This window comes from Kribbella sp. NPDC050124, assembly GCF_044460355.1.
In the GTDB taxonomy this organism is placed as follows: Bacteria; Actinomycetota; Actinomycetes; order Propionibacteriales; family Kribbellaceae; genus Kribbella.
Map to the genome: position 1 here is coordinate 156,106 of NZ_JBITJU010000018.1, position 21,165 is coordinate 177,270.

Consider the following 21,165-nt stretch of genomic DNA (forward strand, 5'->3'; position numbering starts at 1 on the left):
CGTCCGCTGACGCCTAGGCGAGAGCGAGATCGGCGGCGTACGCAGTCTGGAGGGTGTCGTCCCAGGGCTCGGTTGCTGCGGCCAGCGAGTCGAGGACGGTTTCCAGGCGGGTTGCGCCTGAGATGACCGAGAGGACTGGCGACGAGGCTAGGAGCGCCCGGAGTTGTAGGCGCTGGACCGAGATGCCGCGTTCCTTCCCCGCCGCGGCGAGGTTGGGTGCGGTAGAGGATCGCAACGGTGAGTACGCGAAGAACGGGACCTGGTTGACTTCGCACCAGGCGAGTACGTCGGCCGACTCGCGACCCATGGCGCTGTGCTTGTTCTGTACGGCGTCCACGCGCGCGATGGCCGTGGCCCGCTCGAGCTCCGCGACGCTGACGTTGGACAAGCCGATCCGCGCCACCTTTCCCTCGTCACGTAAAGCCGCGAGGGTGGAGACGCCTTCCTCCACGGGCTGTTCGGCAAGGTCCACGCGGTGCAGGTAGTACAGGTCGAGGCGCTCGGCCCCGAAGACGCGCAGGCTGGTGTCCACGTCCGCGCGGATGCGGGGTGCGCTGATGTCGGCGTCCCAGGTGGTCTCGCTCGTTCTCGAGTGACCGCCCTTCGTGCCGACGATGACGCTCGTACCATGTGCGGCTTCGGCGGCCAGCTGCTCGCCGTACAAGGGCTGGTCGACGTGGGCGTACGCGCGCGCGGTGTCGAGGATGGTCGCGCCCGCGGCGATACCGGCCCGGATCGTTGCCAGGTCACCTGATCGGTCGCGGGGCGCGAATGACAGGCCCGCGACGCCCAGGGCGACGCGTCCGGCGAGGTTCGTCACCGAGTCTTCTCGCGGAGCCAGTCGGGGATGTACTGGTCCTCTCGCGGGAACTCGGCCAGGTCCGACGCGTAGATCTCGGCGTCGACCGGCATCGACCACGCGGGTTCGTTCTCGTAGTCGAAGTCCGTGGCAAAGTGCCCGTCGGAGGTGATCGCGATACTTGCCGTCAGCCACGTGCCCTTGCCCGGCTGGTACATCTGCAGCCGCAGCGTCTCGAAGTAACTCTCCAGCCCTTCGGCCAGCGGGTCGACCTGCGCCGCGGTCCCCGAGGCGTCGACCACATCCGCGTCGAGCTCGGCGTACGGCGCCGTCGCGCGATAGGTCGCCCGGACCTCGTGCCAGCCGGCGGGCAACTCGGACGTCAGCGCACGCGCGATCGCCTCGATCGTGGCCATCTCGTTCGGCATCTCGGACATCAACGATCCCGGTTCGACTGGGGCTTGGTCTCCTTGAAGATACGCCGCGGCGATCGGCGGCCGTCATGGCGGTCGACCACCGCCCGGGACGACGGCCGGCGCGTGGTCCCGTCCGGGTAGCGCACGTCGATGCTGGCATGCACCTGGATCCCGGCCGCCCGCAGCGCCTGCCAGCTCTCCTCCATCCGCCGCCAGTTGTCGCTCCCCTGCACCGCTTGGTTCTGGTTGCGCGACTGCGCCGTGAGGTTGACCGCCTCGCCTGGGCCGTCGAACGCCGTACCGAACAGATGCCCACCGTCGTCACTCCGCTGCCGATCCGGCTCCCCCGCCGCACGCTGAGCGCTCAGATTCCGCCGCTCGTCGTTCTCCTTCGAGGGCAGCCATCCCAGCCACCCCTCCGCATGCGTGACGCGGCCGGCCTTGTCGGTGGCGTACAGGTACCGATCGTCGACCACGTACACCGCCGACGGCTCCGGCGCCATCAGCCGGTCGTTCCACCGCTCCGTCCGCCCCGACCGCTCCTTGTGCACCGCCAGCCCGGCATACCGCTCCGGCACCTGCACAACATCCCCCGGCCCATACCCAACCGCCCGCACATCCCCCACATCAGCAGGCAACTCAGCACGTTCCCCATCGGCCACGCCCGCAACCCTAGGCCCCACCCCACCCCCTGTCAGCCTCTTCCCAAACTTTCCCCAACGACTCTTAGCGGCCGCGGAGCTGTTTGCGCCAGGACGCTCGGCGCGGCTGATCGAGGTCAGGTGATGCGGCGGGCACATGCTCAGGTGCGGCGCGGTCAGCGGTGGGTGTGTGGAGATCGCTCGCGGCGGGATCCAGGTCGATGTGCCGCACGGTGGCCGGGCTGGTGGACCGGTCGGCATCCGGCTCGGCCAGGCTGTTCTGGACGGTGCGGTACTCCTCTTCGACGACCGGGTCGATGGCGTCGGTCTCGACTCGGCGGCGGCGGTTCGTGATGGCGTACGACAGCCAGATGCCGACCGCCCCGCCGAGCATGATGACCACTCCGACGACGTTGAGATCCACCGTCCCGCTGTCATCACGAATCCCGAACGCGAGAATCGCGCCCGCCGTCATCAAGAAGATCCCGGCCCCGATACTCATCACGCCTCCAGAGTCCGTCCGCTGTGACACCCCAGTACCCACCTCCACACGCTCAGCGTGTCGGCTCAAGCGTGCAGTGTCGGGTGGTAGATGAGTTCCTGGGTGTGGGTGTCGAGGACTCGGCTTTCGAGTAGTTCGAGGTCGAAGTCGGCGGCGTGCTGGAAGATTGGATCGACTCCGGTTTGGCCGCTGATGACCGGGAAGATGGTTAGCTGGACGCGGTCGACCAGGCCGGCGGCCATCAGTGCGCGGTTCAGCGTCAGGCTGCCATGGGAGCGCAACGGCACGTCGGACTCCTGCTTGAGCCGGGTGACGATGTCGACCGCGTCGCCGCTCGCGAGGGTCGCGTTGGCCCACTCGAGAGGCCCTTCGAGCGTGCTCGACACCACGGTTGTCGGCATGGTCATCATCCGCCGGTTGACCGGGTCGTCCACCGTGGACTCCTCGACGCTCGGCCCGAGCGCCTGCACGAACTGCCGGTAGGTGTTGGCCCCGAGTACCATCCGCTGCTCCTCGCCGTACATCTCCAGGAGACGGTCGAGGAACTCCTTGCCTGCTTTGCCCCAGTAGCCGCCCCAGTCGCCGCCGTCGTACGAGCCGAAGCCGTCAAGGGTGGCGAAGATGTCGAAGGTGTAGATCGCGGTCATGGTGCTCTCCTCGAGTCCGGTACGGCGCCCTGGCTGGGCAGCCTCTCATCCCTCTACGAACACCTCGACCGCAATCCGACACCGGGGTGAGAGCATGGCGTGCCGACGATCGACATCGCTAGGGGTTTGCCTGTGTCAGTGGATGATGTGCGGGACGCGTACGGCCGACGGGCAGAGGAGTACGCCGACCTGTTCGCCTCGACGGAGGCCATGGACGAACGGGACCGCAAACTGGTGTCTCAGTGGGCCGGCGAGCTCACCGGCCGCATCATCGACGCGGGGTGCGGGCCAGGTCAGTGGACCGACTTCCTGCAGCGCCAGGGCTGTGACGTCGAGGGGGTGGACCTTGTCCCGGGGTTCGTGGACATCGCCCGAGCGCGGTTTCCCGGCGTCTCGTACCGCGTGGGTGAGCTGGACGACCTCGGCGTACCAGATCGCTCGCTGGCGGGGATCCTGTCGTGGTACTCGATCATCCACACCCATCCGGACGACGTGCCGCGCATTCTCGCCGAGTTCGCTCGCTGTCTGTGCGACGGTGGTGGTCTGGTCCTCGGGATGTTCGAGGGCCCGGCTCTCGAGCCGTTCGACCATGCCGTGACGACTGCGTACTACTGGTCGTTCGAGGAGATGTCCAAGCGGCTCGGGGAAGCGGGTTTTGAGGTCGAAGCAACGGAAAGCCGCCAGGGCGCGAAGCGACTGGAGGCGACAGTCGTCGCGCGACGCGTGGGTGTAGGCCCCTAAGCCCTACCCTGTCTCCTGACTAGAGGAGTCGATGCTGAGATGACGATGCCCACTCAAGACGAAGTACTCGGGTACTTCGACACGCTGTCCAACTGGGGGCGGTGGGGCGACGACGACGAGCTCGGCACTCTGAACCACATCACCGACGGCGTCCGGCTGGCAGCGGCGCGGGCCGTGCGCCATGGCAAAAGCGTGTCGTGCGCGTGGGAGGTCGCCGTACCGGAAGACATGGAGCGGTCGACGACGACGTGCCCGCGCGCCGTCGACATGCCGGGTGCCGAGAACATGCCGGCCGCATTCCACGCCGACCGCCGCTGGGGCTTCTCGAACGAGCGGCTCGGCATCATGTTCCACGGCAACACCATCACCCACCTCGACTCGCCGTGCCACCTCTTCTGGGACGGCAAGATGTACAACGGGCGGTCGCACTCGATGGTCGACGCCGCCACGGGATCGGCGTGGGCGGCCGTCACGGCGGCGGCAAACGGGATCATCACGCGTGGTGTCCTGCTGGACATTGCTGGGGTCCGCGACGTGCCGTGGTTGGAACCGGGGCAGGGTGTGTTTCCCGATGACCTCGAGGAGGCCGAGCGTCGCCAGGGTGTGCGGGTTCAATCCGGCGATGCGGTACTCCTGCGGACCGGCTACGGCCGCGCCCGCCACGAGGCCGGTGCGGCCGGCGGTTTCACACAGGCCGGCTGGCACGCGTCCTGCTTGCCGTGGTTGCAGGAACGGGAGGTCGCGCTGATCGGCGCCGACACCCCTCAGGACGTTCAACCGTCGGGGTACGACGACGTGCTGATGCCGGTGCACGCCGTGAGCCTCGTTGCGATGGGTCTGTGGATGCTCGACAACTGCGACCTGGAGGAGTGCGCGACGACGGCTGCCGAGCTCGGCCAGTGGGACTTCCACCTCGCAGTCGCACCGGTCCGCTTCGCCGGCACATCCGGCAGCCCGGTCAACCCGATAGCCACCTTCTGACTCGCGCTCGCCGGTGTGACCGCTCGGCCGTGCTCTGGTCCGGCATTCGTGATGGCCTGGCGAACCGCAACCGGGTGGTCGCCATTTCGGAGAGTTTCCGTCGGGTTGTCGGATCGGGGCAGCGGTGTTCGTGGAAGAGGTGAGCGACCGCCTGCCAGGGCAGTCCACCGACCCGAACGGAACTGGGGCCATGAACCGACTCTTTCGCGCCAGGCAGTTGCTGACCGTGCTGTCGGCGCAGTCCACGTCCACATATGCCAACCAGGTGATCGCGCTCGTCGTACCGTGGCTCGTCCTGACCCGCACGGGCAGCGCGGCAAGCGCCGGCACCATCGCCGCACACCGCAGAACCTCCTGGGACGCGTGGGCAGACTGGGCGCCGCCTACGGCTCACTGGTCGGTGCCCTGGCCACCCTCCCCTTCACGCGCCTCCTGGACGATCCGGCCACCGCAACGCCTCGAAGGAGTGCCATCGGTGCAGGACTTGGAGAGAATGCCTAGATGTCGATTGATGGGATCCGTCGAGTGGAGGGCTTCAAGCACGTGGTCGGCGAGTCCAGGATTCGGCACGTGCTCCTGGATGCTGACGGCGTCCTCCAAGATCTGCCCGGCGGCTGGTATGCGGCCATGGAGCCGTACCTCGGCGACAAGGTCCGTCAGTTCCTCCACCAGACATGGAAGGACGAGCTCCCGATGCTCGCCGGCTCTGGCGACTACATGCCGGTCCTCGAGGCGACACTCAAGAACTACGGCGTGGTCACCCCGGTAGCCGAGGTGTACGCCGCGGTCTGGAAGAACATCGTGGTCATCGAGGAATCGATCGCAATCGTGCGAGCGCTCAGGAGCAACGGGTACGGCGTCCACCTGGGAACCAACCAGGAACGCTACCGAGGCGCCCACATGCGAACAGTCCTCGGGTACGACGACCTGTTCGACGTGAGCTGCTACTCCTACGACCTCGGCGTCGCCAAGCCCGATCCGGCCTTCTTCACCCAGGCAGCACACCGAATCGGCGCCGATCCCGAAACGATCCTGTTCATCGACGACACCGAACGGAACATCGCAGGCGCCCGGGCAGCTGCAATGCCCGCCGAACAATGGGACCTCACCCAAGGCCACGACCTCCTGCTCCACCTCTTCGCGAAGCACGGCATCACCGCAACCTGACCCCGAGCAGTTCGAAGCCGAACGCGACAACGCACCGACACCCGCGAGTCGCACCACTCGCCCACGCGCACGTATCACTCCGGGGCAGTCGACAAGCGGGCGGCAGCACGCGCCCGACGAGTGGGTGGGAGCCGGCGGCCGAGCACGCGACGCAGGAGCGCGCGGGCCGGGGGCGTGGGGAGGTTAGGTGGTGCGCGTTGTGGTGAGGGTTTGGCGGGCTATTTCCCATTCCTCGTTGGTGGGGATGACGAGGACTGCGACGGGGCTGTTGTCGGGAGAGATGAAGCGGGCGGTCGACGACTCGGACGTGTTGCGGGCGGGGTCGAGGTGGATGCCTAGGGACTCGAGGTTCGCGAGTGAGGCGGCGCGGGCCTCGGCGGAGTGTTGGCCTACCCCGGCGGTGAAGACGATCGCGTCGACGGTCCCGAGTACGGCGTAGTACGCGCCGACGTACTTCTTGATCCGGTAGCAATACACGTCGAACGCCAACTCAGCCCGCGCATCACCACCAGCCCGCCGCCGCGACAACTCGCGGAAGTCGTTCTCTCCACTCAACCCCTTCAGCCCCGACTCCGAATTCAGCGCCCGGTCGATCTCGTCGACCGACCACCCCAGCTCCCGCGCCAAGTGCCCCAGGATCGCCGGGTCCACATCCCCCGAGCGCGTCCCCATCACGAGCCCCTCCAACGGCGTCAGCCCCATGGACGTGTCCACCGACTCACCACCCCGTACGGCGGTGGCCGAGCACCCGTTCCCCAGATGCAGCACGATCACATTCACGTCAGCCGGCTCGCGACCAAGCAACCGCGCCGCCTCCGACGAAACGAACGAATGCGAAGTGCCATGAAACCCGTAACGCCGGATCCCGTGCGACTCCGCCCACTCGTGCGGCACCGCGTACGTGTACGCGTACGCCGGCAACGTCTGATGGAACGCCGTGTCAAACACCGCCACATGAGGCACGTCCGGCAGCAATCGCCGCGCGACCGAGATCCCCTCGAGGTTCGCCGGATTGTGCAACGGCGCCAGCGGAACCAGATCCTTCACCTCGGCGATCAGCTCGTCGTCGATCAACGCCGGCGCCGCGAACCGGGACCCACCGTGTACGACGCGATGCCCAACGGCCGCCAGATCCGACTCATCGAGCGACGGTCCGTACGACGAGAACGCATCGACCACCCAACGCAGCGCCTCCTCATGCGACCCGATCGACTCATCGCCGGCCGACTCGCCGCCAGGCCCGCGATGGGTCTGACTGCCGCCCGCCTCCCCGATCCGCTCGACGATGCCACCGGCCACGCTCTCCCCCGACGACCCGTCGACGAGGCTGTACTTGAGCGAGGACGACCCCGCGTTGATCACCAGGACGTGGTCGCTCATCTACTCGCCGCCCTGCTGCGCCTGGATCGCGGTGATCGCGACCGTGTTGACGATGTCCCGTACCGTCGCCCCACGCGACAGGTCGTTCACCGGTTTCCGCAGACCTTGCAGAACCGGTCCGACCGCGACCGCATTCGCCGAGCGCTGCACCGCCTTGTACGTGTTGTTGCCGGTGTTCAGGTCGGGGAACACGAAGACCGTGGCCTTCCCGGCGACCGGCGAGTCCGGCAGCTTCGTCCGGGCGACAGCGGCGTCGATGGCCGCGTCGTACTGGATCGGGCCCTCGACCAGCAGGCCCGGTGCCCGTTCCCGGACGATGGTGGTTGCCTTTGACACCTTCTCCACGTCTGTCCCGGCGCCTGACATGCCGGTCGAGTACGACAGCATCGCGACGCGCGGTTCGATGCCGAAGGCTGCCGCGGTCGCCGCGGAGGAGGTCGCGATGTCGGCGAGCTGCTCGGCCGTCGGATCCGGGATGATCGCGCAGTCGCCGTACACCAGCACCTGGTGTTGCAGGCACATGAAGAACACCGACGAGACGGCGGACACGTCCGGCACCGTCTTGACGACCTCGAGCGCCGGCCGGATCGTGTGCGCGGTGGTGTGTACGGCGCCCGACACCATCCCGTCCGCCAGTCCGAGCTGGACCATCATCGTGCCGAAGTACGACACGTCCTTCACCAGTTCACGCGCCCGCTCGAGGTCGATCCCGCGGTGCTGCCGGAGCCGGTGGTACTCCGCGGCGAACCGTTCGGCCAGCGGGTCGTCCTCGGGGTTGACGACTCGGGCCGACGCCACGTCCACGCCGATCGCGGCGGCCTTCGCGCTGATCGCGATCGGGTCACCGAGCAGGGTCAGGTCCGCGACCCCGCGCCGCAGGAGTACGTCGGCGGCCCGCAAGATCCGCTCTTCCGAGCCCTCCGGCAGGACGATGTGCTTGCGGTCGGCAACTGCCCGGTCGAGCAACCGGTGCTCGAACATCAGCGGCGTCACCACGCTTGTGCGCGCGACCGCAAGCTGATCCAGGAGCGCCCGGCCGTCGACGTACTGCGCGAACAGCGCGAGCGCCACGTCCACCTTCCGTGGCGAATCCTTGGTCAACCGACCCCGTACGGCGGTCAGCGCCGCCGAGGTCGCCTGAGTGCCGAGCCGGGTCTCGAGGATCGGCAAGGTCACGCCGAGTCCGCCGATCAGACGCTGGACCTGGTCCGGCAGCTCGAATCCGCCGTTCAGGACGATGGCCGAGATCTGCGGGAAGTTCCGGGACGCGTGCGCCATGAGGACCCCGAGGACGACCTCGGGACGGTCCCCGGCCGTCACCACGGCGGCGCCCTCGGCCAGCCGGTCCAGCACGTTCGGCATCGTCATCGCGGCGACCACCAGCCCGGTCACCTCGCGCGACAGCAGCTGCGGATCACCGCTGAGCAGGCGGCCGTCGATCGGAGTCAGCAGGTCCGCGACCGAGGGCTGATTCAGCACCGGCTCCTCCGGGATCGCGAACGCCGGAGCGCCGGCGCCGGCCAATGCGTCGACCACCGGAGTCAGCAGCTCCTTGCCTACCCGGTTCGCGATCACAGCGAACAGCGAGCCGTGGTTCGCGTGCAGTTCCGCGAGCGCGATGTCGGCGATGGTTCGCACATCCCGTGGCGTCCGGTCGTACCCGTTCAGCACCAGCAGCACCGGTACGCCGAGGTTCGCCGCGATCTTCGCGTTGTACGAGAACTCGGTCGGATTGCCCACATCGGTGTAGTCGCTGCCCACCACCACGACCGCGTCGGCGCGCTCGGCCACCGCGTGGAAGCGGCGCACGATCGTGTCCAGCGCGGCATCCGGGTCGGCGTGCACCTCGTCGTACGTGACGCCGACGCTGTCGTCGTACGGCACGGCGACGGCGTCGTGGGACGTGAGCAGGTCGAGCACATAGTCGCGACCGCCGTGCCCGGCGGTGTCCGCGCGGACGATCGGCCGGAACACGGCCACCCGCCCGACCCGTCGCGAGAACTGCTCGAGCACCCCGAGCGCCACCGTGGACTTACCGGTGAACCCCTCGACCGACGCGACGTACACGCTGCTGCCCATACCCGCACCCTAACCACCCGCCGCTCCGACCCGGCCCACCCGGACGGCCCGCCACTCGCCATCATTGGGGGATGCGAGTCCACCTCCCCACGCGCGCCAATGCCGCCGTGGTCGCGGGAGCGGCAGCAGTTCCCGCGCTGGTCTGTGCAGCGACGGTGCCGTTCCGGGCCCGAATCGAGAACACCAACGCGGCGCTGGTGCTCGTCCTGGTCGTGATCGCCGCCGCGGCGACCGGCCTCCGGCGCGCCGGGATCATCGCCGCGCTGTCCGGAACGGTGTGCTGGGCCTTCTTCCTCGCTCAGCCGTACCAGCAGTTCACCATGACGGACCAGGCGGACATCGCAACCGCCGTCCTGCTGTCCGTCGTCGGCATCGCGGCCGCGGAGATCCTCTGGGGACGACGGCGACAGGTCCGCGCCGATCAGCAGCAGGCGTACCTCGACGGCATCCTCCGTACGGCGGGCATCGTCGCCGCCGGCAGCTCACACACCGAGGGCGTCATCGAGCACGTCGCCGACCAGCTCGTCGACCTGCTCGGCGTGGACGACTGCTACTTCGACAGCGACACCCGAGACGAGGCCCCGACCGCCGTCGTCCGCGACGGCGCCGTCGTACGGCGGGGCCGCGAACTCGACGTCGAACGCGTCGGCCTCCCCACCGACTGCGAGATCGAGCTCCGCGTCCACCACGACGGCATCACCCGCGGCCGCTTCGTCCTGGTCGCCTCCACCCGCCTCGCCCGCCCCTCCCGCGCCCAACGCCAAGTAGCAGTAGCCCTAGCCGACCAGGTAGGCGCCGCCCTCGCCACCCACCACCGCCCTACCTGATCCACTCCCTGATGGCGGGTACCTGGTCGGGGGCGATGGTGTGTCCGCCTGGGAACGGCTGGAGCTGGACATCGGCGGAGTGGCGGCGGAGTTGTTCGGTGAGGCGGCGGGTTTGGTCGGGGGTGGCCATCGGGTCGCGGTCGCCGTTGACGATGAGGACGCGTTTGCCGGCCAGGGCGTGGTCCTCGGGTTCGTCGGCGGCGAAGGGGACCATCGCGGCGAGCAGTACGGCGCCCGCGAGCGACTCCGGGTGGCGGAGCAGGAGCGCAGAGGCCATGTTGGCGCCGTTGGAGAAGCCGACGGCCAGCCAGGAGCCGGCGGGGACGTCGTACTTCTGCTCGGCGGCGGTCAGGAAGGCGGCGAGCTCGTCGGCACGAAATCGGAGGTCGTCCTCGTCGAACACGCCTTCCCGGATCCTGCGGAAGAAGCGGGACATGCCTTGCTCCGACACCATTCCCCGAGGCGACAGAACCGGGGCGTCCGGCGCCAGGTGCTGCCGCAGAACGAGGAGGTCATGCTCGTCGCCACCCGTCCCGTGCAGCAGCAGGAGCGGCGGCATGGAGGTGCCGGGTTGCCAGACGTGCGGGCGCCGGAGCAGGTCCTCGCTCATCCGTCGACTTCGTCCGGCCGCGGGGCGGGCGGCACCCGCAGCGGCGGCAGCGAGGCCTGGATCTGCTCGCGGTTCGGTTCGAGCCACGGCGGGAGTTTCAGGTGCTGGCCGAGCTCGAGCAGCGGCTCGTCGACGGTGAATCCGGGCTGGTCGGTGGCGATCTCGAGCAGGACTCCGCCCGGTTCGCGGAAGTAGATCGAGGTGAAGTAGCGCCGATCGATGATCTCGGTGACCTGGACGCCGGCCTCGAGCAGCTCCAGGCGCCACTTCGCCTGGGTCTCGCTGTCGGGCGCCCGGAAGGCGATGTGGTGGACGGTCCCGGCTGCCTGGAGTCCGCGCGAGATGTTACGCGGCTGTACGTCGACCGCCGTACCCTCCGTTCCTCCCGACATCACGAAGCGTGATCCGTCGGCGGTGTCCTGGCCGTGCTGCATCCCGAGCATGCCGGCCAGCATGTCCGCCGTCGGGTCGAGCAGCCGCTCCGTCATCGTGACCGAGAACAGGCCGCGGATCGCGCTGTCGAACGGGATCGAGGCGACACCGTCCCACCCGGACCGGCTGTCCCCCTCGGACGCGACCAACTCGATCACCAGGCCGTCGGGATCACGGAGTCGCAGTACCTCTTCGTCGGAGCGGGCAATCGGCTCGTCCGCGTCGACGTCGAGCGCCCGCAGCCGCTTCTGCCACCAACCGAGCGACTCCGGCGGGACGCTGAACGCAGTGGCCGTCGTCAGGCCGACGCCTTGCCGGCCGTACGGCGCTCCCGGCCAGGGGAAGAACGTCAGCAAGGTCGAGGGTTGCCCCGAGGAGTCGCCGTAGTACAGGTGGTACGTGTCCGGGGCGTCGAAGTTGACCGTCCGCTTCACCAGGCGCAACCCCAGCACCTTGGTGTAGAAGTCCACGTTCCGCTGCGGATCCTCCGCAATCGCGGTCACATGATGCAGCCCGTGCGGCGCCACTGACTCGACCATCGCCCGACCCCTCCCAGCGAGAACGCCTACCCATTCGACAGTACGACCGGTGACGCCCAAGCTGGCAAGTAGTCAGCGATGCCGGAACTGTCTTCGGTGGACTTGCCCGAGCCCGAGCCGCTGTTGTCCTCGCTCGTCAGTGCTGTTGCGACCAGGTTCGTTCGAGGTGTCGCATGAGTGCCGGATAGACGATCGCGTAGCGGAATGGCTTGATGAACGCCATGTACGCCTTGCCGAAGGTGCCGCGGGGTTTGACGTAGACGGTCATCTGCGCACGGTATCGGCCGCTTCCCTGGTCGACCCAGGCCAGGTGCATCACGCCGTACATGGTTCGGTTGGAGATTTCCTGGGCGAGTTCGGTGCGGGTGCGGTACAGGGGCCGGAACGGCTTGTCGGTGACCTGCGATGCTGGGGACGTGTCGCGGACGTCGTCTGGGACCCGCGCGAGCAGCGATGGTTCGCCGGTGCCGGGAACGGGTGGCCAGGCGCCGGCGGCGTCCGCGGATGTCGAGATGCGCCCGAGTCCGAACGCGCGTCCGAGCAGGTCGCGAATGCCCCACAGCAAGCGCACCGGCAGCGGCGCGGACGCCGGAAAGTCGAGGGATTGCTGCGCCTTGACGACGGCTGGAAAATCGTGCGCGCCGCCCTCGATGGGAAGGGCCCAGACGTCCTCGACATCGAAGTCGGGCACGACGTCGTGGATGATCCAGTCCTGGGTCTGCAGCACGTCGTTGGGAAGTCTCATCGGTCTTGCGTTCCTTTCGCGCAGAGGGCGCGGATCGGGCGGATCAGCGGACGGTAGAACGGCCGGATCAGCCGTCCCGGGATGCGGCCGTGGCGCTCCTCGTGCCAGACCCGAGCCCGCGGATGGCCCTCGATCAGCCGGCCGATGATGCCCCGGTCGAGGCGATGTGCCGGGAGCGTGGAACACACCTCGACCAGGCACAAGTGCTTGATGCTCATGTAGCTGTACTGGGCCGGGCTGACCAACCGGATCGGCGCGCCGTGATCGCCGCCGAGCGGGCGCCCGTTCACCCGATCCGCGAGCAGGACGTCGTCCGCCAGCGCGTCCTGCAGCTCGACCACGGAGCTGATCCCGTCCAGACCCACGAACGCCAGGTGGCTGACGCAGACCTCCGCGTCGAGCGCCGGCTCGACGAAGGCGCGAAAGAAGTCGGCGAACCGCACCCCTTCCCACCGCAGGTCGGTCGCCGTCCAGCCGGAGACGCAGTGGAAGTCGGCGACGATCTCGCGCCGCGGCAGCGTGGCGAGCTTCGGCAGCCGCACCTCCGACGGCTTGCGCACGACGCCGCTGATCGCGATCACCGGAGCGTCTGGCACCGCGGGCGGCGGCCGGTGCAAGTGCGTGCCAAATCGCGGGAATCCCTCGACGCGGCGTTGTCCTGGCGGAAGTGGCAACATCACGAACCTCCTTTACCGACCGACGGTCGGTCACCGACTTGCAGTCAGTCTTTTATGCTTACCGGGTGACTGTCAAGAGGCTGCGTGAACGACAGGCGGAGGCAACCCGGGAGCTGCTGGTCGGGATCGCGCGCGAGCGGTTCGTCGAGCAGGGCTACAAGGCGACCGCGATGGACGACATCGTCCAGCGCGCGGGTCTCGCGAAGGGCGCTCTCTACCACCACTTCAGCGGCAAGGACGCGCTGTTCACGGCGGTCTACGACGTGGTGCTGGACGAGACCGCTGGGGCGGTGATGGCCGCGGCGCTGGCCGAGGAAGATCCGTGGGCCGCGGTACGAGCGGGCCTGTCCGCGTTCCTCGACGCCTGCCTGCAGCCGGCGTTCCGGCGGATCGTGATCATCGACAGTGTGACCGTGCTGGCCGCCCGCGCGTGGGAAAGCGGCAAGGAAGGCGTCGAGCTGCCAATGCTGCGGACCGTGCTGACGCCGCTGGTGGACAGCGGCGCGTTGCCCGGCGTCACACTCGACGCGCTGGCGCACCTCGCACTGGGCGGTCTCTACGGCTCAGCCCTCTACATTGCCCGTGCCGCCGACCCCGAGGCCGCCCGGGTCGAGGCTGACGTCGTGCTGGACGTCGTCCTGCGCGGCGTGCGCGCGGCGACCACCTGATCAGTGCGCAAATCGAGACAGTCGAGCCACTCGCTCGACCGCTTAATCGAGTCAGCACAGCGTGGCGTCGGCGCAGTACTCCGCCCGACCGCCGACCAGCGTGGCGAGGACCTTGATGTCGAGTAGCGAGTCCACCGGAGCGGTCAGCGGGCTGTCGGAGAGGAACACGATGTCGGCGTACTTGCCTGGGGCCAGGCTGCCTTTCACGTTCTCCTCGAAAGTGCCGAACGCGGCGTCGATTGTGAACAATCGGATCGCCTGATCGACGGTCAGGCGCTGGGTCAGCTGCCAGTCCTCCGGACGGCGGCCCTGCGGGCTTTGGCGGGTCATCGCCTGGTGGATCGCCTCCAGGGCTGATCCGTGCGGCATCTGGTTGCCTACTGCAAGCACCAGCCACGGGGTGTCCGTGCTACCGATGGTGCGAACGTTGCTGTCGACCAGGTCCCTCCAGCGAGCGATCCAGCTGGTCCGGCCGCGAGCCACCAGCTCCGGGAATCCCGCCTCCGCGGCCAAGTCCCCCGGGATCCCGGGCTGGATCGAGGCGATCATCCCCAGCTCACCCATCCTGACGAGCTGATCGTCGCGGAGCTGGATGACGTGCTCGGCGCGATGACGCGCGTCCGAGCGAGGGTACGCCGCTTGCGCCCGGGTGACCGCCGTCAGGTACTGGTCGAGCGCCTGCGCACTGATCGCGTGCGCCGTCACCTGCCAGCCGAGGCGATGCGCCGACAACACGTACTCGTCCAGCTCCCCCTGCTCCCAGTGGAACCTCGTGCCCCAGTCATGGTCGAGGAACAACTTGATCCCGCCCAACCGCAGGTGCGGGCTGTACGCGTGCCGCGGCTCGAACCCCCGGAACCACTGACCGAACTTCTCGTCCTCGAAATTCACCGGCAGGTAGGCGTTGACCCGCAACCGGAGTTCGCCGGCCGCGTCGAGTGCGCGCAGGTCGGCCAACCGCTGATAGTTGACGAACTGCTCGTTGATGCTGGTCCACCCCCGGCTGAGGGCCGCGTCGATCGCCAGATCGGCGTTGTACCCGACCATGCTTCCGTCGCCGATCCAGTGCGCGTGCGAGTCGATGAATCCGGGCAGCACCGTCCGCCCGCCAAGATCCACGACCCGCGTCGAGCGCTCCCGCAACGCGAGTACCTCGCCGTCCCCGCCGACCGCCAGAATCCGACCGTTGCGCACCGCAACCGCCTCGGCTCGCGGCTGCCCGTCCTCCATGGTGAGCACGACCCCGCTGCGGTAGATCACCTCGGGCGCATCAGGACTCGTCGCGGCGAGCGGCAGCAGAAGAAGCGCACCGCACCCGACGACAACCCCTCCAAGGCGCCAAGACAACCGCACGCCTCATCGTCGCACCGCGCGGCCTTAGACACGATCACCCCGTACGTTGTGGGCAGATAGGGAGTACTCCCGATATGCGAGACCTACCTCAGAGGAGGAGATTACGCCGACATGGGAGATGTCGAACGGCCGCGGGTCCTGATCATCGGCGGCAATCTCGAGCACGTGCGCAAGGCCCGGGAGCTCGGCCTGGACGTCGTACTCATCCAGTTCCCGGACGAGTACGACTGCAGCCATTGGGTGTACGTCGACCAGGCGCTGCTCGTCGAGTACGGCGACATCGACCGGCTCCTGCCACTGGTCAAGGCACTGCATCAGGTGTACCCGTTCCAGGCAGCCGTGTCGTTGTTCGAGCTCGGCCTACTGCCGGCGGCGCGGATCAACGAGGAGCTCGGACTCGGCGGCGAGTCGGTCGCGACCGTGGAACTCTTGCTGGACAAGTGGCGGATGCGCCGGCACCTGGACGCGGAGGGCATCAGCCCCGTGGCCTCCGCAGTGGGTCGTTCGACGGACGACGTACGGGAGTTCGTTCAGGCGCACGGGCTCCCGGTCATTGTGAAGCCGACGCGTGAGTCGGGGAGCCTGGCGGTGTTCTCCCTGCGCGATCAGGCCGACGTCGACGAGGTCGCCGTACGGTTCCGGGCCCTCGACGGGCGGTGGGCGGCGAAGGACCTGACTGCTGCGGATTCGTTCGACGAGTTCCTGACGGAGGAGTTTCTGGACGGGCCGGAGCTCAGTGTGGAGACGCTGAGCTTCGACGGGCGGCATGTGGTCGTCGCGGTGACCGACAAGGAGACCGGTCCCGGATTCGTCGAGCTCGGGCACTCGCAGCCCAGCGGCCAGTCGACTGAGGCACTGCGTGAGGTCACTGAGCTGGTGACGGAGTTCCTCGACGCGGTGGGGCTGCGGAACGGTCCGGGGCATACCGAGGTCAAGCTGACATCGCGTGGCCCGCGGATCATCGAGTCGCACAATCGCGTCGGCGGTGACCGGATCAACGACCTGGCCTCGCTCGTCTATGGCGTCGATATGGAGCGCTACGCGTTGGGAACGCCCTTTGGTCTGGTGGAGCCGCTGACCGGGTCGCCCGAGGCACGGGGCGGTGCGGCCGTCCGCTTCCTGACGCCGACGCCGGGCCGGGTCGTGGAGATCATCGGCGTCGACGCCGTACGCGCGGATCCGGCGTTCGTCGACCTGCGGTTGAAGGTGGGGCCGGGTGACGTCGTACCACCGCTGACGTGGAACGAGGACAAGGTCGGGCACGTCATCGCCCGAGGCGCCACCGCGACCGAAGCGATCGCCAACGGCCGCCGGTTGGCTGCGGTGATCGACGTACGCACGGAGCCCGTCTGATGAGCACAGTTCAACCGCGCTTCCGGGACGCGCTGCGCAGCCTGCCCGCGCGGGTCTGGATCGTCAGTCTCGGCGTCCTGGTCAACCGGGTCGGCAACTTCCTGCCTGTGTTCATCGTGCTCTACCTGATCGGGCGGGGGTACTCCGCCGGCGCCGCGGGGTTCGTGCTCGGTGTGTCCGGGCTGGGCAATGTGCTCGGCAACGCGATCGGCGGCTACCTGACCGACCGGATCGGCCGCCGCTGGACGATCGTGGTGTCCGCGGTACCCACCGCCGGGCTGACGGCGGCGGTGCCGTTCCTCGGACCGTACCCGCTGATCGTGGCGGTGGTCGGCCTGATCGGCGTGACGTCGCAGGTCTACCGGCCCGCTGCGGCCGCCGTACTGCTCGACTCGGTGACGACTCCCCAGCAGCGGCTCGCCGCGTTCGCGGTGTTCCGGTTCGCGATGAACATCGGCGCTGCGCTGGGTGGCGTCGTCGGCGGTGTGCTTGCGACTACGTCGTACACAGAGCTCTTCCTGGGCAACGCTGCCGCGTGTCTGCTGTTCGGTGTTGTCATGGCGGTGCTGTTGCGGGATGCGCCCCAGCAGCGGTCTGCGGAGGAGGAGGCGGAGACGGAGCAGGCAGTCGGGTACCGGCAGGCGCTCGCCGACCGCACCCTCGTGCGCTTCCTGGTGATGACGCTGGTCGCCGAGTTCGTCTACATCCAGTCGACGGTCGGTCTGCCGTTGCACGTCAGCGATGTGGGACTGAGTGCGCGCGACTTCGGTCTGCTGATCGGGCTCAACGGACTCGTGGTGCTGACGCTGGAGCTGCCTACCGCCGCCGTGGTCTCACGGTTCCGGCTGCCGTACGTACTTGCCCTCGGCAACCTACTCATCGGCGCCGGCCTCGCGCTGACCGGGTTGATGTCCAGCATGACCCTGCTGTCGGCGACCGTCCTGATCTGGACGCTGGGCGAGATGATGTCCAGCTCGGTCGCCAACGCTTACCTCGGCAGCCTCACTCCCCCACGCATGACCGGCCGCTACCAGGGCCTCTACTTCGCCGCCTACACCACCGGCACCGGCCTCGGCCCCCTCATCGGCGGCGCCCTCTACGCCCTGGCCCCCTGGACCCTATGGACCCTAACCGCCACCGCCGGCCTCCTCTCCGCCCACCTATCCCTCCCCCGCCGCAGCCCGTCCCGCTCGAGATAGCCTCCGTGGATGACAGAGGCGCGCCATCAGATCGAGGTGTCGTACCACCAGTTCTTCCTGGCACCAACCGACTGCAGCCCCATCTTCGACCACGCCACGGTCGGCCCTCTCCTCGCTCTCGATCCTCGCTACCCGGACGCCGTCATCATCTTCACCGGCTGCTCCGACGGCCCCGTCAACGTGACCGTCCACACCGGGCAGGAACCACTGCCAAGCCTCGCGACCGCAGCCGCCGGCTGGGAGGTCGGCGAGCAAGTGACGATCACCATCCAGAACGAGCTCTACCTCGTCCCGCTGATGGGCAACACCCCCGCGCCGCTGGCTTTCGTGCCGCAATCCCCCGGCCTCTACCTGATCCGCGTCCTCGCCCGCGGCCGGATGACCAGCTACGACACTCCCACCTGGGTCGCCACCGAGGACTACGAAATCACCATCACCCCCGTCACCGCCGACCCCGGCCGCCAGGTCACCGGCAACGACGGCATCCGCTGACCTCATCCAAACCTCGCGCGGGGATCGCCGAGCCATCGGTGGATCACAACCTGTACGGCGTCCCACCGAGGCTCATGCATCACGAACGAGACCAATTCCACTGTGCGCCGGTTCGACGGGATCGCTTGTCGGAAGATTGTGGTCGCCGGGTGCAACTTTTGTTCCGGAAAGACGCTCGGCCCTCGTCGGCGGTCGCAGGCGGTCGCAGGCGGTCGACGATGCTCCCGTTTGGCCGGCATCAACGCGTGGGCGGTCCGTCGGTGGGGGTGGTCTCGGCTGCTTGGTGGCGGAGTTGGGTCAGGATGACTGGGTCGAGTTTGCCGGGGATCAGGCGTTCTTCGAAGTTTTCGGTGCTTGCCCAGGTGTTGAGGGCGTCGGCGACTCCTTCGGCGGTGGGGTAGCCGAGGTTTTGCAGGTGGGTGGCCACCTCGGCGGCGAGGTCGCCTTCCAGCGGTAGGAGGCTTTCTGGTGCCGGCTTGCCGAAGTACAGCTCGTGCAAGTCCAGTAGGCGGGTCAGTTCAGCTACTGGGGATTGGTGGTCGTCGACTCGTAGGTCGATGGCGATGTCGAGGATGCCGCCGTACGCGGCACCTTCGCGCCACACTCGGAGTGCCGCGCTCTGGCGACCACGGCGGTCTCCTCCGGCCTGGTCGCCGGCCGCCAAGGCTGCCACCAATCGCCGCTCGAACGGCTCGCCGGCGCTTTCCCTCCAGGCGTCGGCCATGGCTGCCATCACGTGTGGACCAGCCAAGATGTTGCCCTGGATGGCAAACCCGTCGCCGGCCTGACCGCCTGCCCAGTCGAGGCAGGATCCACCGGTGAAGGTCGCACCGCGCCCCTGAGCGTCGACCATGCCTACCTGCCGGTGGTCGCGCTCGTCGTCGGTGCCGGTCAGCTGCGCTACCGCGTGGTCTGCAGAAGCACCGCACGCCAGCAGTTCGAGGCCGTCAGGCCCGTACGAGAGGTTGGCCATCGCCTGCGTAGCAACAGCGCCCGCACCGGCTCGCCCCCACGGCACCACAGCCCCCACTGCCAGGAACTTCGAAGCGACCGCGATCCCCCAAGAGCCCGCGTCATACGCCACAACAGAAAAGGTCATCCCACTCTCCCGACCGCACTCAGTTGTCAGGCAAAGCAGTCTAGGTCGCGCTCACGGAGCGCTGACGCTCTCGACCGTGGCCGCGCGTGGAAGGTCGCGGACCGAGCGGGAGGCGAGGGTCGCTATGGCGATGGCGACGTACGCCAGGCCGGCGATGACCATGACTCGCTGGATGCCGAAGGTCAGTCCGAGTGGGCCGAACAGCAACTGGCCGACGGGGATCGCGACGAACGAGCCGAGCATGTCGTAGGAGTAGACGCGGGACAGCATCTCGTCGGGCACGTGTTCCTGCATGGCCAGGTCCCACCCGAGGCCGAAGACCTGGCTGCCAAGGCCGGCCAGGAACGCCGCTGCCATCCCCGCCACGAGCACGGGCTCGAAACCGAGGACGACCATTGGGAGACCGGCGAGCGCCATCGCGACCATTCCCCACCGGAGCGGCCGTCGGAGCGAGAGCCGGATCAGGATCAGCGAGCACACCAGGAAGCCGACCGCCTGGGACGAGCGGATCAGTCCCCATCCGGCCTCGCCGATGTCGGTCTCGGTGGCGAGCACCGGGCCGAGAGTGTTGAACGCGCCGCTGGTGATCGCGTTGAGCAAGGAAAACGCGGCGACGACCACCCAGAGCCACGTGGTCGAGCGGAAGTAGGTCCACCCCGCGCGGAGGTCGGCGACGGCGCCTCGTTTGTGCTCACCCTCAGCCGGGCGCGGGATGCGCACTCGGGTCAGGACCAGTGTTGCCAGCAGGTACGTCGCTCCGTCCACGGCCAGCGCCCACCCCGGGCCGACGACTGCCACGAGCACCCCGCTCACGGCCGGTCCAAGGATCATCAGTGCGTTTTCGGGAACCGCGAGTACAAGGTTTGCCGCTTTGAGCTGGTCGCGCGGGACCAACTGCGGGAGCACGCCTGCCAGGGCCGGCATGCCCGCCGCACTGGCGGTGCCGTTGATCGCCGCGAGCGCCGCCAGGTGCCAGACCTCGGCGGTGCCGCTGATCACCAGCGCGGCCGACGCCAACTGGCTGAGGCCGGACAACACGTTCGCCGCCTGGATCACCAGGGTCCGGCCGAACCGGTCCGCCAGTACGCCGCCGGCGAGCAGGAACACGACCATCGGAATGCTGTACGCGGCCAGGACCGTCCCGAGGGCGGACGCCGAGTCGCTGACCTCGAGCACCGCGAACGCCAGCGCGACACCGGCCATCGTCGTACCGGCTCGGTCGATCAGCCGGGACAGCCAGTAGTAGCGGAAGTTCGGCTCGCGGAGCGGCGCGAGTGCCTCGTTCATGACCGTGGCCTCTTGGTCATCTCGAACGTCCAGGACGTGGCGCTGACATGCACCGTGCCCGGCGTCCGCGGCGGCTGATTGTGGTCGTGCATCAACGCGGACGCTTCCTCGAGGAGGTCACGCACGCGCTTCCACACCTCGGGTTCCACCCAGCCGTCGAGGTCGCTGAGGTGACTTGGCGTACGCCGCTTGCGCTGCCGCATCCGCCGCTCGAGCTCGCGGCCGAGCGCCCGCACTTCGGCGATCCGGCTCTCCGTGGTCCCGGGTGAGCGCCGTCGGCTGCGAGTCTCGTGCGGGTACCGATAACGCTTGGCGACACCACCCCGGATCCGCTCCTCCCCCGCCTCCACGACCGTGCCCGACTCGAACAGAATCCGCAGATGGTACGACGCATTCGCATGCGTCAGCCCGAGTTCGCGAGCCACCTCGGCAGCGCTCATCGCCGACCCCGTCAGCAACGAAAGCATCCGCAACCGCACCGGATGAGCCACCGCCCGCAGCTCCCGCACACCCTCGCCAGTCAACCAAACC

General features: G+C 68.3%; 23 protein-coding genes. 8 read left to right on the top strand and 15 right to left on the bottom strand.

Annotation, left to right across the window (positions count from 1 at the left end):
* Window positions 1-13 precede the first annotated feature (13 nt).
* The 5 genes from ACIBL3_RS32770 to ACIBL3_RS32790 all read right to left on the bottom strand — a co-directional run bounded on the left by ACIBL3_RS32770 (window position 14) and on the right by ACIBL3_RS32790 (window position 3,005).
* Window positions 14-820 carry an aldo/keto reductase gene (locus tag ACIBL3_RS32770; protein WP_396357658.1) on the bottom strand — a complete coding sequence of 269 codons (807 nt, stop codon included), beginning with the start codon at window positions 818-820 and terminating at the stop codon, window positions 14-16.
* Entirely contained in the window at window positions 817-1,236 is a 420-nt protein-coding gene (locus ACIBL3_RS32775) for a hypothetical protein (RefSeq protein ID WP_396357659.1), read from the bottom strand. Before ACIBL3_RS32775 ends, ACIBL3_RS32770 begins: the two co-directional genes overlap by 4 nt.
* Complete coding sequence (locus tag ACIBL3_RS32780; RefSeq protein ID WP_396357660.1) at window positions 1,236-1,877, bottom strand: DNA/RNA non-specific endonuclease; 642 nt, start codon at window positions 1,875-1,877, stop codon at window positions 1,236-1,238. The genes ACIBL3_RS32775 and ACIBL3_RS32780 overlap by 1 nt, the downstream gene beginning before the upstream one ends.
* A 64-nt stretch (window positions 1,878-1,941) precedes the next feature.
* Window positions 1,942-2,358 carry a DUF6458 family protein gene (locus ACIBL3_RS32785; RefSeq protein WP_396357661.1) on the bottom strand — a complete coding sequence of 139 codons (417 nt, stop codon included), beginning with the start codon at window positions 2,356-2,358 and terminating at the stop codon, window positions 1,942-1,944.
* A 65-nt stretch (window positions 2,359-2,423) separates the two neighbouring features.
* Window positions 2,424-3,005, bottom strand: coding sequence for a dihydrofolate reductase family protein (locus tag ACIBL3_RS32790; protein ID WP_396357662.1), 582 nt, complete (start codon window positions 3,003-3,005; stop codon window positions 2,424-2,426).
* 132 nt (window positions 3,006-3,137) lie between these two features.
* On the opposite strand from ACIBL3_RS32790, the gene ACIBL3_RS32795 reads away from it, so the two are divergent.
* The 3 genes from ACIBL3_RS32795 (at window position 3,138) to ACIBL3_RS32805 (ending at window position 5,894) form a co-directional block, all read left to right on the top strand.
* Complete coding sequence (locus tag ACIBL3_RS32795) at window positions 3,138-3,746, top strand: class I SAM-dependent DNA methyltransferase (RefSeq protein WP_396357664.1); 609 nt, start codon at window positions 3,138-3,140, stop codon at window positions 3,744-3,746.
* Between the two features lie 39 nt (window positions 3,747-3,785).
* The gene (locus tag ACIBL3_RS32800) at window positions 3,786-4,727 is read left to right on the top strand and encodes a cyclase family protein (protein ID WP_396357665.1); all 942 of its coding nucleotides are present in this window, start codon (window positions 3,786-3,788) and stop codon (window positions 4,725-4,727) included.
* Window positions 4,728-5,228: 501 nt separating this feature from the next.
* Window positions 5,229-5,894 (top strand): HAD family hydrolase, encoded by a 666-nt coding sequence (locus ACIBL3_RS32805; RefSeq protein ID WP_396357666.1) that lies wholly within the window; start codon window positions 5,229-5,231, stop codon window positions 5,892-5,894.
* Window positions 5,895-6,077: 183 nt separating this feature from the next.
* Here ACIBL3_RS32805 and ACIBL3_RS32810 read toward each other — a convergent pair whose 3' ends face one another.
* Window positions 6,078-7,274, bottom strand: coding sequence for an acetate/propionate family kinase (locus ACIBL3_RS32810; protein ID WP_396357667.1), 1,197 nt, complete (start codon window positions 7,272-7,274; stop codon window positions 6,078-6,080).
* Entirely contained in the window at window positions 7,275-9,353 is a 2,079-nt protein-coding gene (gene pta, locus ACIBL3_RS32815) for a phosphate acetyltransferase (protein ID WP_396357668.1), read from the bottom strand.
* A 71-nt stretch (window positions 9,354-9,424) separates the two neighbouring features.
* Here pta and ACIBL3_RS32820 point away from each other — a divergent pair, with 71 nt between their 5' ends.
* Window positions 9,425-10,180, top strand: coding sequence for a DUF4118 domain-containing protein (locus tag ACIBL3_RS32820; protein ID WP_396357669.1), 756 nt, complete (start codon window positions 9,425-9,427; stop codon window positions 10,178-10,180).
* On the opposite strand, the gene ACIBL3_RS32825 is transcribed toward ACIBL3_RS32820, so the two are convergent.
* From ACIBL3_RS32825 to ACIBL3_RS32840, 4 genes are all read right to left on the bottom strand, one after another.
* Window positions 10,173-10,790 (bottom strand): alpha/beta hydrolase, encoded by a 618-nt coding sequence (locus ACIBL3_RS32825; RefSeq protein ID WP_396357670.1) that lies wholly within the window; start codon window positions 10,788-10,790, stop codon window positions 10,173-10,175. The genes ACIBL3_RS32820 and ACIBL3_RS32825 overlap by 8 nt on opposite strands.
* Window positions 10,787-11,761, bottom strand: a complete 975-nt coding sequence (locus ACIBL3_RS32830) for a ring-cleaving dioxygenase (protein WP_396357671.1) — start codon at window positions 11,759-11,761, stop codon at window positions 10,787-10,789. Before ACIBL3_RS32830 ends, ACIBL3_RS32825 begins: the two co-directional genes overlap by 4 nt.
* A 136-nt stretch (window positions 11,762-11,897) precedes the next feature.
* Window positions 11,898-12,488 (bottom strand): DUF2867 domain-containing protein, encoded by a 591-nt coding sequence (locus ACIBL3_RS32835; RefSeq protein ID WP_396357672.1) that lies wholly within the window; start codon window positions 12,486-12,488, stop codon window positions 11,898-11,900.
* A 14-nt stretch (window positions 12,489-12,502) separates the two neighbouring features.
* The gene (locus tag ACIBL3_RS32840) at window positions 12,503-13,183 is read right to left on the bottom strand and encodes a molybdopterin-dependent oxidoreductase (RefSeq protein ID WP_396357673.1); all 681 of its coding nucleotides are present in this window, start codon (window positions 13,181-13,183) and stop codon (window positions 12,503-12,505) included.
* A gap of 65 nt (window positions 13,184-13,248) precedes the next feature.
* Between ACIBL3_RS32840 and ACIBL3_RS32845 the strand changes: the two genes are divergently transcribed.
* Window positions 13,249-13,851, top strand: a complete 603-nt coding sequence (locus tag ACIBL3_RS32845; RefSeq protein ID WP_396357674.1) for a TetR/AcrR family transcriptional regulator — start codon at window positions 13,249-13,251, stop codon at window positions 13,849-13,851.
* Window positions 13,852-13,902: 51 nt separating this feature from the next.
* Here ACIBL3_RS32845 and ACIBL3_RS32850 read toward each other — a convergent pair whose 3' ends face one another.
* Entirely contained in the window at window positions 13,903-15,204 is a 1,302-nt protein-coding gene (locus tag ACIBL3_RS32850; RefSeq protein ID WP_396357675.1) for an amidohydrolase, read from the bottom strand.
* A 111-nt stretch (window positions 15,205-15,315) separates the two neighbouring features.
* Between ACIBL3_RS32850 and ACIBL3_RS32855 the strand changes: the two genes are divergently transcribed.
* Genes ACIBL3_RS32855 through ACIBL3_RS32865 form a run of 3 tightly spaced genes read left to right on the top strand, consistent with a single transcriptional unit; the run spans window position 15,316 to window position 18,248 of the window.
* On the top strand, window positions 15,316-16,557 hold the full coding sequence (locus tag ACIBL3_RS32855; protein ID WP_396357676.1) for an ATP-grasp domain-containing protein: 1,242 nt from the start codon (window positions 15,316-15,318) through the stop codon (window positions 16,555-16,557).
* Complete coding sequence (locus ACIBL3_RS32860; protein WP_396357677.1) at window positions 16,557-17,756, top strand: MFS transporter; 1,200 nt, start codon at window positions 16,557-16,559, stop codon at window positions 17,754-17,756. Before ACIBL3_RS32855 ends, ACIBL3_RS32860 begins: the two co-directional genes overlap by 1 nt.
* Window positions 17,757-17,765: 9 nt before the next feature.
* Window positions 17,766-18,248: a hypothetical protein gene (locus tag ACIBL3_RS32865; protein ID WP_396357678.1), complete on the top strand. Its 483-nt coding sequence runs from the start codon at window positions 17,766-17,768 to the stop codon at window positions 18,246-18,248.
* 238 nt (window positions 18,249-18,486) lie between these two features.
* Here ACIBL3_RS32865 and ACIBL3_RS32870 read toward each other — a convergent pair whose 3' ends face one another.
* The 3 genes from ACIBL3_RS32870 to ACIBL3_RS32880 are packed head-to-tail and all read right to left on the bottom strand — an operon-like array spanning window position 18,487 to window position 21,125.
* Complete coding sequence (locus ACIBL3_RS32870) at window positions 18,487-19,347, bottom strand: DUF1028 domain-containing protein (RefSeq protein ID WP_396357679.1); 861 nt, start codon at window positions 19,345-19,347, stop codon at window positions 18,487-18,489.
* Between the two features lie 51 nt (window positions 19,348-19,398).
* A complete protein-coding gene (locus ACIBL3_RS32875) occupies window positions 19,399-20,634 on the bottom strand; it encodes an MFS transporter (protein WP_396357680.1) in 1,236 nt (411 codons plus the stop codon).
* Window positions 20,631-21,125 carry an ArsR/SmtB family transcription factor gene (locus ACIBL3_RS32880; protein ID WP_396357681.1) on the bottom strand — a complete coding sequence of 165 codons (495 nt, stop codon included), beginning with the start codon at window positions 21,123-21,125 and terminating at the stop codon, window positions 20,631-20,633. Before ACIBL3_RS32880 ends, ACIBL3_RS32875 begins: the two co-directional genes overlap by 4 nt.
* Between the last annotated feature and the right edge of the window lie 40 nt (window positions 21,126-21,165).

Excerpts from the sequence above, each read along its gene's own strand:
- ACIBL3_RS32775 (WP_396357659.1), bottom strand. The coding sequence starts at position 1,236 with ATGTCCGAGATGCCGAACGAGATGGCCACGATCGAGGCGATCGCGCGT.
- ACIBL3_RS32785 (WP_396357661.1), bottom strand. The coding sequence starts at position 2,358 with ATGAGTATCGGGGCCGGGATCTTCTTGATGACGGCGGGCGCGATTCTC.
- ACIBL3_RS32790 (WP_396357662.1), bottom strand. The coding sequence starts at position 3,005 with ATGACCGCGATCTACACCTTCGACATCTTCGCCACCCTTGACGGCTTC.
- ACIBL3_RS32800 (WP_396357665.1), top strand. The coding sequence starts at position 3,786 with ATGACGATGCCCACTCAAGACGAAGTACTCGGGTACTTCGACACGCTG.
- ACIBL3_RS32805 (WP_396357666.1), top strand. The coding sequence starts at position 5,229 with ATGTCGATTGATGGGATCCGTCGAGTGGAGGGCTTCAAGCACGTGGTC.
- ACIBL3_RS32810 (WP_396357667.1), bottom strand. The coding sequence starts at position 7,274 with ATGAGCGACCACGTCCTGGTGATCAACGCGGGGTCGTCCTCGCTCAAG.
- pta (WP_396357668.1), bottom strand. The coding sequence starts at position 9,353 with ATGGGCAGCAGCGTGTACGTCGCGTCGGTCGAGGGGTTCACCGGTAAG.
- ACIBL3_RS32820 (WP_396357669.1), top strand. The coding sequence starts at position 9,425 with ATGCGAGTCCACCTCCCCACGCGCGCCAATGCCGCCGTGGTCGCGGGA.
- ACIBL3_RS32825 (WP_396357670.1), bottom strand. The coding sequence starts at position 10,790 with ATGAGCGAGGACCTGCTCCGGCGCCCGCACGTCTGGCAACCCGGCACC.
- ACIBL3_RS32830 (WP_396357671.1), bottom strand. The coding sequence starts at position 11,761 with ATGGTCGAGTCAGTGGCGCCGCACGGGCTGCATCATGTGACCGCGATT.
- ACIBL3_RS32840 (WP_396357673.1), bottom strand. The coding sequence starts at position 13,183 with ATGTTGCCACTTCCGCCAGGACAACGCCGCGTCGAGGGATTCCCGCGA.
- ACIBL3_RS32855 (WP_396357676.1), top strand. The coding sequence starts at position 15,316 with ATGGGAGATGTCGAACGGCCGCGGGTCCTGATCATCGGCGGCAATCTC.
- ACIBL3_RS32860 (WP_396357677.1), top strand. The coding sequence starts at position 16,557 with ATGAGCACAGTTCAACCGCGCTTCCGGGACGCGCTGCGCAGCCTGCCC.
- ACIBL3_RS32865 (WP_396357678.1), top strand. The coding sequence starts at position 17,766 with ATGACAGAGGCGCGCCATCAGATCGAGGTGTCGTACCACCAGTTCTTC.
- ACIBL3_RS32870 (WP_396357679.1), bottom strand. The coding sequence starts at position 19,347 with ATGACCTTTTCTGTTGTGGCGTATGACGCGGGCTCTTGGGGGATCGCG.
- ACIBL3_RS32875 (WP_396357680.1), bottom strand. The coding sequence starts at position 20,634 with ATGAACGAGGCACTCGCGCCGCTCCGCGAGCCGAACTTCCGCTACTAC.